Origin of the sequence: Rhizomonospora bruguierae (genome assembly GCF_018397995.1) — a bacterium.
Taxonomy (GTDB): domain Bacteria; phylum Actinomycetota; class Actinomycetes; order Mycobacteriales; family Micromonosporaceae; genus Rhizomonospora; species Rhizomonospora bruguierae.
On sequence record NZ_BBQH01000033.1, the window covers coordinates 75,450 to 86,957 of the forward strand.

General features: G+C 74.6%; 11 protein-coding genes and 1 pseudogene. 6 read left to right on the forward strand and 6 right to left on the reverse strand.

The genetic code is table 11. The annotated features are described in order from the left end of the window. Positions 1-11: 11 nt before the first annotated feature. The 3 genes from KJS59_RS18440 to KJS59_RS18450 form a co-directional block, all read right to left on the reverse strand. The gene (locus tag KJS59_RS18440) at positions 12-1,322 is read right to left on the reverse strand and encodes an MFS transporter (protein WP_213454158.1); all 1,311 of its coding nucleotides are present in this window, start codon (positions 1,320-1,322) and stop codon (positions 12-14) included. Between the two features lie 77 nt (positions 1,323-1,399). Continuing rightward, positions 1,400-1,867: a MarR family transcriptional regulator gene (locus tag KJS59_RS18445; RefSeq protein WP_249714392.1), complete on the reverse strand. Its 468-nt coding sequence runs from the start codon at positions 1,865-1,867 to the stop codon at positions 1,400-1,402. 72 nt (positions 1,868-1,939) lie between these two features. Beyond that, positions 1,940-3,412: an NCS2 family permease gene (locus KJS59_RS18450; protein ID WP_213454159.1), complete on the reverse strand. Its 1,473-nt coding sequence runs from the start codon at positions 3,410-3,412 to the stop codon at positions 1,940-1,942. Between the two features lie 175 nt (positions 3,413-3,587). Between KJS59_RS18450 and KJS59_RS18455 the strand changes: the two genes are divergently transcribed. Then, the gene (locus KJS59_RS18455) at positions 3,588-3,803 is read left to right on the forward strand and encodes a DUF2530 domain-containing protein (protein WP_213454177.1); all 216 of its coding nucleotides are present in this window, start codon (positions 3,588-3,590) and stop codon (positions 3,801-3,803) included. An 8-nt stretch (positions 3,804-3,811) separates the two neighbouring features. On the opposite strand, the gene KJS59_RS18460 is transcribed toward KJS59_RS18455, so the two are convergent. Then, positions 3,812-4,639: a DUF3027 domain-containing protein gene (locus tag KJS59_RS18460; protein WP_213454160.1), complete on the reverse strand. Its 828-nt coding sequence runs from the start codon at positions 4,637-4,639 to the stop codon at positions 3,812-3,814. A gap of 72 nt (positions 4,640-4,711) precedes the next feature. Between KJS59_RS18460 and KJS59_RS18465 the strand changes: the two genes are divergently transcribed. The 3 genes from KJS59_RS18465 to KJS59_RS18475 are packed head-to-tail and all read left to right on the forward strand — an operon-like array spanning position 4,712 to position 7,949. Next, a complete protein-coding gene (locus tag KJS59_RS18465) occupies positions 4,712-6,487 on the forward strand; it encodes an MFS transporter (protein WP_213454161.1) in 1,776 nt (591 codons plus the stop codon). Further along, positions 6,484-7,149 carry a futalosine hydrolase gene (locus KJS59_RS18470; protein WP_213454162.1) on the forward strand — a complete coding sequence of 222 codons (666 nt, stop codon included), beginning with the start codon at positions 6,484-6,486 and terminating at the stop codon, positions 7,147-7,149. Before KJS59_RS18465 ends, KJS59_RS18470 begins: the two co-directional genes overlap by 4 nt. Then, positions 7,146-7,949, forward strand: coding sequence for a 1,4-dihydroxy-6-naphthoate synthase (locus KJS59_RS18475; RefSeq protein ID WP_213454163.1), 804 nt, complete (start codon positions 7,146-7,148; stop codon positions 7,947-7,949). Before KJS59_RS18470 ends, KJS59_RS18475 begins: the two co-directional genes overlap by 4 nt. On the opposite strand, the gene KJS59_RS18480 is transcribed toward KJS59_RS18475, so the two are convergent. Continuing rightward, positions 7,946-8,332 carry a cold-shock protein gene (locus KJS59_RS18480; protein WP_213454164.1) on the reverse strand — a complete coding sequence of 129 codons (387 nt, stop codon included), beginning with the start codon at positions 8,330-8,332 and terminating at the stop codon, positions 7,946-7,948. The two genes, KJS59_RS18475 and KJS59_RS18480, sit on opposite strands and share 4 nt — an antisense overlap. Positions 8,333-8,399: 67 nt before the next feature. Further along, positions 8,400-9,053: an HAD family hydrolase gene (locus KJS59_RS18485; protein WP_283775796.1), complete on the reverse strand. Its 654-nt coding sequence runs from the start codon at positions 9,051-9,053 to the stop codon at positions 8,400-8,402. 120 nt (positions 9,054-9,173) lie between these two features. Between KJS59_RS18485 and KJS59_RS18490 the strand changes: the two genes are divergently transcribed. After that, positions 9,174-11,099 carry a hypothetical protein gene (locus tag KJS59_RS18490; RefSeq protein WP_213454166.1) on the forward strand — a complete coding sequence of 642 codons (1,926 nt, stop codon included), beginning with the start codon at positions 9,174-9,176 and terminating at the stop codon, positions 11,097-11,099. A gap of 50 nt (positions 11,100-11,149) precedes the next feature. Further along, positions 11,150-11,508 (forward strand): annotated as a pseudogene (locus KJS59_RS18495) (helicase-associated domain-containing protein); the annotation flags it as partial.

Genomic DNA, 11,508 nt, shown 5'->3' on the forward strand with positions numbered 1-11,508 from the left:
GTCGGCGCGCGTTACGCCGCCCGGGCGACCTCCGGGTTGTCCACCACGGACGGCACCACGTACAGCCGCGGGGTGGGCAGGACCACCAGCCGCAGCCGCTCCCGCCGCCGGCGCAGCTGCCAGACGAGCGCGACCACGCCGGCCAGCAGCGACAGGACGCCGCCGAGCCAGACGCTGGACGGCGCCCCGAAGTGCTCCGCCCACCAGCCGATGAACGGCGCGCCGATCGGCGTGGTACCGAGAAAGACCAGGACGTACAGCGACATGACCCGGCCCCGGTAGGCGGCGTCGGTACCGAGCTGGACCCGCTGGTTCGCGGCCTGGGCGAAGTAGACCATGAAGAACCCGGTCGGCACGAGCAGCGCGGCCACCAGCCAGAACGTGGGCGCGAACCCGGCCACCGTCTCGAGCGCGCCGAACGCGACCGCCGCGGCCAGCACCACGTACGCGGACGGGCGCCCGCGCCGGCCGCTGCCGGCCAGCGCACCGGCCAGCGCACCGCCCGCCAGCGCGGTGGTGAACAGGCCGAACGACGCGGCGCCGCTGGCGAACGTGACCTTGGCCAGCGCGGCCAGCGTCACCGGGAAGTTGAAGCCGAGCATCCCGACCACCGCCATCAGCACGATCGGCAGGATCAGGTCGGGGCGGCCGCGCACGTACCGCAGCCCGTCGGTGATCGTGGCCGCGTCCCGCTCGGCCACCGGCGGCAACGCCTCCCGGTAGAGCTCCGCGGGGCGGATCCGGATGAGGCTGACCATCGGGGACAGCGCCAGGATGGTGCTGAGCTGGAACACCGGCCCCACGCCGAACCAGGCGATCGCCAGGCCGGCCACGGCGGGTCCGGTGATCCGCGCGGTGTTGAAGGTGGCCGCGGAGAGCGAGAGCGCGTTCGGCAGCAGCGGGGTACCGACCAGTTCGGAGACGAACGCCTGGCGGACCGGCGTCTCGACGGCGTTGGCGATGCCGAGCAGCGTGGCGAAGACGAACACGTGCCACAACTGGACCACGCCGGTGAACACCAGCGCGCCCAGGACCATGGCGAGCCCGGCCCAGGCGCCGTTCGCCACGATCAGGATCCGCCGCTTGTCGTACCGGTCGGCCAGCTTCCCCGCGTACAGCGTGAGCAGCAGGACCGGGATGAACTGGAGCGCGGTGACCACGCCGAGCGCGGTCGCCGAGTTGCCGGACAACTGGAGCACCAGCCAGTCCTGGGCGGTGATCATCACCCAGACGCCGATGAGCTTGACCAGTTGCCCGGTCGCGAACAGCCGGTAGTTGCGGACGGACAGGGACTGGAACGTCGTGCCTAAACGTGCCCGCACGCGGGGTGCGCCTCCTCGGGTCGTACGCCACATCACCACACGTGACGAAACGGACCCGGCGGCGGCCGGCGGGACTGCTAGCCCCGCGCCACCCGTTGCAGGATCTCCGCGGCCGCGGCCAGCGCCGCGCGTTCGGGTCCGGTCAGCTCGCTCAGCCGCTGGGCCAGCCACTGGTCCCGCGAGCGCTCGAACTGCGCGTACACGACCCGCCCCCGTTCGGTAGCCGACAGGATCACCTGCCGGCCGTCGGTCGGGTGCGGAGCCCGTTGCACGAGCCCGGCCTCCTCCAGCCGCCCGACGATCTTGGTCATCGTCGGCGGCTGCACCCGCTCCAGATCGGCCAACTCCCGCGGCGTGAGCGCGCCGGCCAGCTCGAGGCTGGTCAGCGCGGACAGCTGGGCGATGGTGAGGTCGCCGACCGGCCGGGCCTGGCGGACCCGCCGGTTCAACCGGGTGATCGCGTCGCGCAGCTCGTGGGCGAGCTGGGCAGCGCCATCACCCGATCCCTGTTCTGGGTGATGTGCCGTCACGGTCCGCTCCGTCACGTTCGTTAGCTTAACTAATGAGCATGGCTAAGGACCAGGATTCCGGTTATCTGAGACGCCGGTCACCGCCGGTCAGAAGACCAGTGTCTCAATCGGACCGCGCAGGAAGTAGACCAGGAACAGCGCCGACACCACATAGAGCAGCGGGTGGACCTGCGACGCCTTGCCCTTGACCAGTTTGAACAGCACGAAGGTGACGAGACCGGCGGCGATCCCGTTGGTGATCGAGTAGGTGAACGGCATCAGCACGATGGTCAGGAACGCCGGGAGCGCGATCTCGTAGTCGCTCCAGTCGATGGTCCGCACCGCGGTCATCATGAGGAAGCCGACCACGACCAGCGCGGTCGAGGCCGCCTCGAACGGGACCACCTCCACAACCGGGGCCAGGAAGATGGCCAGCAGGAACAGCCCACCGGTCACCAGGCTGGCCGCCCCGGTCCGGGCGCCCTCGCCCACGCCGGCCGCGCTCTCGATGTACGTGGTGTTGCTGGACACGCTCGCCGCGCCGCCGGCCGCCGCGGCGACCGAGTCCACCAGCAGGATCTCCCGGGTCCGTGGCGGGGTGCCGTCCGCCTGGAGCAGGTCGGCCTCCTGGCCGACCGCGACCATCGTGCCCATCGTGTCGAAGAAGTCCGTGATCAGCAGGGTGAACACGAACATCAGCACCACCAGCACGCCCGCCCGGCCCCACGAGTCGAACAGGTTGAACCGGCCGAGCAGGGACAGGTCCGGCGCCACCGCCAGGTCGCGCAGCGCGGGCAGCTTCGGCACGTTCAGCGACCAGCCGTGGGGGTTGCCGGCCGGCCCGCCAGACGGTCCCACGCGCACGATCGACTCGACGATGATCGCGAGCGCCGTGGAGCCCAGGATGCCGATCAGGATCGCACCCCGGACCCGGCGCACCACGAGGACCAGGGTCAGCAGCAGACCCAGCACGAAGACCAGGCCCGGCCAGGTGATCAGCTTGCCGCCGAAGCCCAGCCCGATCGGCGGGGAGCCCTGGCCGGTGCTGCGCACGAAGCCCGCGTCCACCAGGCCGATCAGCGCCAGAAACAGGCCGATACCGACGCCGATCGCGGTCTTCAACTGGGTCGGCACGGCCACGAACACCGCCGTGCGCAGGCCGGTCAGCACCAGGATCAGGATGAGGATGCCCTCCATGACCACCAGGCCCATCGCGTCGGCCCAGGTCATCTTCGGGGCGACCTCGAACGCCACCAGGGCGTTCACGCCGAGCCCGGCGGCCACCGCGAGCGGGAACCGGCCGACCACGCCCATGAGGATCGTCATCACGCCGGCCACCAGCGCGGTCGCCGCGGCGATCGCCGGGATCGCCAGCGACTTCTTGTCGCCGTCGACCGCGCCGCCGAGGATCAGCGGGTTCAGCACGATGATGTACGCCATCGTGAAGAACGTGGCGAACCCGCCGCGCACCTCCCGGCCGACCGTGGACCCGCGTGCGGAGATCTCGAAAAAGCGGTCGAATCCGTTGCGCGGGGCGGCGGGGCGGTCCATCGTGTCCGCGGCGGGTGGTGGAACGGTCATCGCGGGCCTCACCAGTTGATCAATCGGGGTTGTCCCGCGCATCGTGTCAGATGGACCGGTGCGGAAAAAGACCGGCTGGGTAACAGGTGAGCGGGGCGGATCTTCCGGCCCGTACCCTGGCGTCGTGCCTGACGAACCCCGCGAGCAGCGGAGCCTGCGCCCGGTCGATCCGCCGATGGTCCCGTTCGCCGTCGGCGGCATGGTGGCCTGGGCGGTCGCCGGACTGGTGCTCCTGGCGTTCCGGGAGCGGCTCGCCGCGCACGGGCACACCGACTGGCTGTGGATCTGCCTGGCCGGCTTCCTGCTCGGCCTACCCGGCCTGGCGACGATGCTGGTGCACGACGCGAACCGCCGCCGCCGGCGGGTGGCCCCGCCGCAGCGGGAGGGCTGAGGAGAGCCTCAGCCGAGCGGGTACGGCTCGGCGCCCGCGTCGAGGCCATCCACGGTACCGGCCGGCACCGGCTCGACCTCACCGTCGTCGAACACGGTCGGCAGTTCGTCGACCGGGGCGGCGGGCTGCTCGACCAGCACCTCCGAGTGGGCGCCGCAGCCGTGGTCCACGCTGACCGCCCGGCCGTCGTCCGGGGCGTAGACGTTGCCGCACACGCCGAAGTTCTGCCGCATCGCGCCGGCCAGCGGCAGGAAGAAGCCGCACCGGCCGCAGCGGGCGGTGCGCGGCGCGGAGACCGAGATCGCCGCCTCCGGGCCGTGCTCCCCGTCGTACCAGCGCTGGGCGGTCTCCAGCCGGCCCTCCCGGGACATCACCCGCGGCCGGCCAAGGCCCAGCTCCCAGTTGACCTCCTCCACCGCCGGGTCGTCCGAGAGCAGGTACCCGGGCGCCAGCCGGTCGTCGTCCGGCCCGGCCGGCAGCAGGTCACCGACGCCCAGGTCACCCGGTTGCAGCCGCTCGTTCCACGGGACCCAGCCGGGCGCCCGCAGCGCCTCCGGGCCGGGCAGCAGGACGGTCTCGCAGATCGTCACCAGCCGGCTGCGGGGCGCCCGGGTCACCGTGACCCCCCAGCGCCACCCCACATACCCCGGCAGGCGGCACTCGAAGAAGTGGGTCACCAGCCGGTCGCCCTCGCCGACCGCGGCGAGATGCTCGCCGACGTGCTCCGGCCCGGTCTCGACAATCGCCGCGCGGGCCAACTCGACGGCGTCGGCGCACACCTGGTCGGGACGGGCGGAGCGGGCCGTGGTCCTGGTCACCGGGTCATTCTTGCCCATGCGCGGCGGCAGCGGTCAACGCGCCCCACCGGGTGACCCGCTCCGCTCGCGCGAATGCGGGAGGATAGGCCCATGCGGCGGGAGGACAGGCGCGGCCGGACGGTCGGGCGCACGGTGGGCACCGCGATCCGCGCCGGGCGGGCACTGGCCCGCGGCACCGCGACGACCGGGCGCTGGGCCGGGCGCACCGTGGGCGAGGTGCGGCGCAAGGGCGCGGGCGGGGAGAGCGGCATGGCCCGCCTGTTCGACCTGCACGCCGCGTCCTGCGCCGGGGACACGCTGATCACCATCGGGCTGGCCGGCACGATCTTCTTCTCCGCCCCGCTCGGCGAGGCCCGCGACAAGGTGGGGCTGTACCTGCTCGTGACGATGGTCCCGTTCGCGCTGCTGGCCCCCGTGGTCGGCCCGCTGCTGGACCACTTCCGCCACGGCCGCCGGTACGCCCTGGCCGCCACCATGCTGGGTCGCGCCTTCCTCGCCTGGCTGATCTCGGACTACATCCACGGCTTCGGCCTGTACCCGGCGGCGTTCGGCGTGCTGGCCCTGTCCCGGGCGTACGGGGTGGCCCGCTCGGCGGCGGTGCCCCGGCTGCTGCCGCGCGGGCTGGGCCTGTCCCAGGCGGGCGCCCGGGCCAGCGTGTACGGCACGGTGGCCGGCGCCGTGGTGGCGCCGCTCGGGGTCGCGGCGTTCCAGTTCGGACCGCAGTGGCCGCTGCGGGTGGCCACGGTCATCTTCGTGATCGGCATGGTGCACGCGCTGCGCCTGCCCCCGCGCGCCGACTCCGACCCGCCGGAGACCGTCCCGCGCGTGTTCCTCGCGCCCTGGCGCCGCACCGGCGGGGAGAAGGTGCTCACCGGCCGCCTGGTGCTGGCCACCGTCGCGGGCAGCGCCACGCTTCGCGCCCTGTACGGGTTCCTGCTGCTGTTCCTCGCCTTCTCGATCAAGGCGGGCGACCTGCCCGGCACCGTGCTCGGGATGACCTTCGGGGAGGGGTTCGCGCTCAGCGTGGTCGGCGGGGCGCTGGGCGCCGGCACGTTCCTGGCGACCGCGCTGGGCACCCGGCTGAACATCCACCGCCCGGCCGCGCTCCAGGCCACCGGCCTGCTCCTGGCGGCCGGCGCCGCCACCCTGGCCGCGCTGCGCTTCACGCTGGTCACGGTGGCCCTCTTCTGTCTCGTGACCGCGCTGGCCAGCGGCCTGGCCAAGCTCGCCGTGGACGCGACCATCCAGGAGCGGATCGCCGAACGCTCCCGGGCCAGCGCCTTCGCGCACGCCGAGACCGTGCTCATGCTGGCCTGGGTGGCCGGCGGCGGCCTCGGCCTGATCCCGATGGGCGGCCGGGTCGGCCTGGTGGCGGCGGCGGTCTTCGCCGCGCTGGCGCTGCTGCGGGCGGCGGCGGTCGCCGCGGGCCTGCGCCGCGAGCGGCTCAACGGCCGCGCCGCCCCGGAGGCGACCGAGCAGCGCCCCGCCGACCGGTCCACCGCCGCACCGGCCGCCGACCGCCCGGCCAGCCGGGTCGGCTCCGACGAGCCAACCCTGGTCGATCCACGCACGACCGTGCCGCCCGTGGACCCGTGGTCGGACGCGGCCACGGCGCCGTCACCCGCCGCGCCGGCGCCCGCCCCCGCACCACCGCTGCGCGCGGCCGGGGGCGGCGAGGAGCCGGCCCGGCGACGGCTGCGGCCCTTCGGCCGGCCGACACCCAAGCAGGGTGGGCCGTCGGGCACCCCCGTCCCGCCCGCACCCGACGACGACCCGCTGACCCCACCCGGCTTCCACATCTACCGCCCCGGCGCCCGGCGTCCGGCCGGCGACGACCCCGCGCCCAAGAACCGGTCCGGCGAGTGAGACGTCCGCTACTCATCGCCACCGCGGTCGAGGCGGAGGCGGAGGCGGTCCGGGCCGGGCTGCCCGCCACCCCGGCCGCCGGGGCCGCGCCGATCGGGGTCGTGCCGGTCGGGGTCGGTCCCGCGGCGGCGGCCGCCGGGGCCGCGCGGGTCCTCGCGCTGGCCGAGGCCGCTGGCCGCCCCTACCGCGGGGTGATCTCCGCCGGCATCGGGGGTGGCTTCGCCGGGCGGGTGGGGTTGGCGGCGGTGGCCCTGGGCGTCCGGTCCATCGCCGCCGACCTGGGTGCCGACTCGCCCGCTGGGTTCATCCCGCTCGACGACCTGGGCTTCGGCACCACCACCCTGCCGGCCGACCCCGGGCTGCTGGCGACGCTGCGCGCGGCGCTGCCCGGGGCGGTCACCGGCGACATCCTCACCGTCTCCACGGTCACCGGCACCAGCGAGGGCGTCGCCGGGGTTCTGGCCCGCCACCCGGACGCCGTCGCGGAGGGCATGGAGGGGTACGGCGTCGCCTGCGCCGCCCGGGAGGCGGGCGTCCCGTTCGCCGAACTACGCGCCGTCTCCAACCCGGTAGGCCCCCGGGACCGGGCGGCGTGGCGCATACCCCAGGCCCTGGCCGCGCTCGCCGCCGCCGCGGGTGCCGTGGCTACCGTGGTCACGTGACCCTCTCGCTCGCCTTCTCCCCCTGCCCGAACGACACCTTTGTCTTCCACGCGCTGGCGCACGGCCTGGTCGAGGGCGCCCCGCCGGTCGAGGTCACGTACGCCGACGTGGACGTCACCAACACCGCCGCCGAACGCGGCGAGTTCGACCTGGTGAAGGTGAGCTACGCGGCCCTGCCGTGGCTGCTGGACTCCTACGACCTGCTGCCCTGCGGGGGTGCGCTCGGCCGGGGCTGCGGCCCCCTCGTGCTCGCCGCCGGGCCCACCGCGGACCTGACCGGCCAGACCGTCGCCGTCCCCGGCGACCGGACCACGGCGTACCTGCTGTTCCGGCTCTGGTCGGCGCGGCGCCCGCCGGCCCGCATCGAGGTGGTCCCGTTCCACGAGATCATGCCGGGCGTGGCCGAGGGCCGGTTCGGCGCCGGCCTGGTGATCCACGAGGCGCGGTTCACGTACCCGCGGTACGGGCTGACCGCCCTGGCCGACCTGGGCGAGTGGTGGGAGGGCGAGACCGGACTGCCGATCCCGCTCGGCGCGATCCTCGCCAAGAAGGGCAGCGTGGACCCGGTCGCCGCCGCCGGGTGGGTGCGCGAGTCGGTCCGGGCCGCCTGGCGCGACCCGGCGGCCAGCCGGGCGTACGTCCTGGAACACGCCCAGGAGATGGAGCCGGACGTGGTGCGCCGGCATATCGACCTGTACGTGAACCAGTTCACCGAGAACCTCGGCGAGGAGGGGCACGCGGCGGTCAGGACCCTGCTGGACCGCGCGGCCGCGGCCGGGCTGGTGCCCGCCGGGGGCTAGATCTCCAGCTCGCGGGCCACGGCGTGCACCACCTGCGCGACCGTCTGCGCGGTGCGCTTGTCCGGGAAGCGGCCCCGGCGCAGGTCGGGCTGGATCTTGGCCTCCAGCACCTTGATCATGTCCTCGATCAGCCCGTGCAGCTCCTCGGCCGGGCGCCGGCGTAGCTCCGCCACGGACGGCGGGGTGTCCAGCAGCTTGACCCCGAGGGCCTGGTTGCCGCGGCGGCTCTCCACCACCCCGAACTCGACCCGCTGGCCCCCCTTGAGCTCGGTGACCCCGGCCGGCAGGGCACCCTTGGGCAGGAACACGTCACCGCCCTCGTCACTGGTGACGAAGCCGTATCCCTTAGCCGCGTCGTACCACTTCACTCGACCCGTGGGCACCGCAGATCTCGACCTTCCATACCGGATTGACGGGCAGCGCAGCGCGGCCCGCGTATAAGGCTAGCCATCAGGCCGGACACGCCCAACCCGTATCCCGCCCCGGCGGCGGATCGAAGCTGCGCGCCGACAGCCAGCCGGGGAACTCGGTCAGGTCGGGCAGGACCGCGTCGGCACCGGCGGCCCGCAGCTCATCCGCCGAGCAGGGCCCGGTCGGGACCCCGATGGCGGTGACGCCCGCCGCCCGGGCGGCCCGCATGTCAGCCACGTGGTCGCCCACGTAGACGTGCACGTCCTGCTCGGCCAGCGCGTTGCTCTTGCCCGCCGCGAAGCGGTCGCCGACCAGGGCGTCCGCCACGATGCCGCAGTGGTCGAGGTGGAGTTGGGCGAGGCGGCCGAGCTTCGATGTGATCACTACCACCCGCCCGCCCTGGGCGCGGACCGCCGCGATCGCCTCCCGCGCGCCGGGCAGCGGCGGGGAGGGTTGGACGGCGTACCTCGGGTAGAGGGCCCGGTAGGCGGCCACGGCGGAGTCCACCCGCTCGGGCGGGAACCACCGGCGGATCTCCTCCCGCAGCGGCGGGCCGAGCCGGGCCACGGCGGCGTCGGCGTCCACCGGGACGCCGGTCTGCGCGCTCAGCGCCCGGTACGCCGCGGCGATCCCCGGCCGCGTGTCCAGCAGGGTCATGTCGAGGTCGAAGCCGACGGTAAGGGGTGGCCGCACGATGATCAGGGTACGGCGGGGGTCGGGGCCGCCGACCGGCCGACCGGACCGTCCCCTGACCGGCCACATCCACCAGCCACGGGCGAGGCAGCCGGGCCAGCTGACACCTCGACGGGAACCGTGAGCGCGCCGGCCAGCACGCCCGTGCCGCCCCGCCGCAACCGGCCCCGCTGGGCGGTCCCCGCAGCGCTGCTGATCGCCGCCTGGGCGGTACCGGCGCTCGCGTCCCTCAGCCACACCGCCTGGCTGCTGCCGCCGCTGGTCCTGCTGGGTACCGCGGCCCTGCTGCGCGGCGGGCGCACCCTGCTGGACCGCGTGGTGCTGGCGGTCGGCCTGCTGATCGGGCTGGCCTGCGCGGTCGGGCTGCTGTGGTCGGTGTGGCCGTGGGGCATGCACCCGGTTCCGGTGGCCGGCACCGCGTTCACCGTGCTGCTCCTGGTCGCGGCGGGGACCGGCCGGCGGCCGGCGCTGCCCCGGCCGGGCTGGGCGGACGCGCTCTCGGGCGGCGTCGCGCTACTGCTGGCCGCCTACCTGTCCGTGCCCTACCTGCGCGACTCCAACTTCACCCGGCGGCTGGGCATCCTCATCGGCGGCGAGGACAATGCCCGCCACGAGGCGGCGTTCGACCTGATCGGCCGGCTCGGCGGGTACCTGTTCGTGGCCCAGGGCCGGGCCCGGCAGCACATCTTCTCCGGGATGATCTACTACCCGCAGGGCTGGCACCTGACGGCCGCCCTGCTGGACGGCTTCGTCCGCCGCCCCACCGCCGGTCCGGGCGGGCCGGCCGCCGTCGACCACTACATCTTCTGGACGCTGGCCGGCTACGGTCTGCTGCTGCTCACCCTGATCTGGCTGGTCCAGTGGTTGACCGGCCCGCTGCACGCGCTCCAGCGGGTGGTGGCCGTCGGCCTGGTGGGCGCGCTGGCGCTGGGCACCGAACTGCCCCGCCTGCTGGTCTCCGGGTACCCGAGCGAGGCGCTGGGGCTGGCCCTGGCGCTGATCGTGGCCGGGCTGTGCGTCCGCCCGCTGGCCGGGGTCCGCGAGCAGCTGCTGCTGCTCGGCGCGTTGCTGGTCGGCGTGGGCTTCACCTACTACCTGTTCCTCTTGCCGGCCGGGCTGCTGGTGCTGGCCTGGCTGTTCGCCGCGCGGCGCCGCGTGCTCGCCCACCGGGGCATGCTGCTCGTGGTCGCGGTGCTGACCGCCGTGCTGGCCCCGATCACGGCGCTGTCCGGCCTGCTGGTCGGCGGGCAGAGCGAGGCGCTGTCGGTCGGCGGGCAGACCGACCCGGTCGCCAACACCCTGCTGGTGCTGGGCGCCGTGGCCGCCACCGGCCCGCTGGCCCGGTCCGCGTGGCGGGAGCCGGTATGGCGCTGGTACCCGGTGGCGGTCGCCATCACGCTGCTGTTCGCGGCGGCGGTCGCGCTGGCCAACGTCGCCGCCGGGGCGAGCCCCGGCTACTACTTCATCAAGACCGTGCATTACGGCATGGCGCTGCTGATCGTCGGCGTGGGCGCCCTGGCCCGCCTGCTGCCGGCGCCGGGGCCGGGCGCCGGTCCGCGCGAGTGGGCGCCGCCGACCGGCATCGCCGCCGCCGTCCTCGTCGCGACCCTGGCCACCAGCGGCGTCATCGGGTGGACCGGTGGGCTGTTCCACGTCTCGGCCGCCCACGAGGACACCACCTGGACGGGCGCCTGGCGGGACCGGTTGCTCCAGCGACAGCGCCAGGCCCGGGCGACGATGACCGCGTACCGGGCGTACCCGCCGATCCCCGGCACGGTGACGCTGATGATGGACACGTCCACCATCGACGGGTACCGCGAGTCGGTGTTCCTGTCGTCGTTGCAGGGCACCAGCGCGCAGACCGAGCCCGGCATCTACGACATGACGTTCCGGGAGCCGCAGCGGCTGCGGCAGATCCTCGCCCGGGTGCCGGGCCGGGTCCGGCTGATCGCGGTCACGCCCGCGGCCGGGGCGGCGGCCCGCGAGGTGGTCGCGGCGGACCCGGCGCTGCCGGCGCGGGTCACCATCGTGACATTGCCGCGCTGACCCGGCCGGGCGGCGCGAATCCGCCCCGGTGCCGCTAGCGTTGAACGGCGATGGCCATCTCACTCGCCGACACCCTGCGCGCGCTACCGGATGAGGCGCTGGGCGCGCTGCTCAAGCTGCGCCCGGACCTGGTCGTGCCGGTGCCGGCGGACGTCTCCGCGCTGGCGGTGCGGGCCCAGTCCCGCGTCTCGGTGGCCCGCGCGCTGGACGGGCTGGACCAGTTCACCCTCCAGATCCTGGACGCCGCCCGGCTGACCCGCGACCCGGGCGAGCGCACCACCTCCGTCACAGCGATCACGTCCCTGGCCGCCGCGCCGGACCGGCCCGCCGTGCTCGACGCCGTGCGGCGGCTGCGCTCCCGGTACCTGCTGTACGGGCCGGAGGAGGCGCTGCACGTGGTCGGCAGCGT

Excerpts from the sequence above, each read along its gene's own strand:
- KJS59_RS18450 (WP_213454159.1), bottom strand. The coding sequence starts at position 3,412 with ATGACCGTTCCACCACCCGCCGCGGACACGATGGACCGCCCCGCCGCC.
- KJS59_RS18455 (WP_213454177.1), top strand. The coding sequence starts at position 3,588 with ATGGTCCCGTTCGCCGTCGGCGGCATGGTGGCCTGGGCGGTCGCCGGA.
- KJS59_RS18460 (WP_213454160.1), bottom strand. The coding sequence starts at position 4,639 with ATGGGCAAGAATGACCCGGTGACCAGGACCACGGCCCGCTCCGCCCGT.
- KJS59_RS18465 (WP_213454161.1), top strand. The coding sequence starts at position 4,712 with ATGCGGCGGGAGGACAGGCGCGGCCGGACGGTCGGGCGCACGGTGGGC.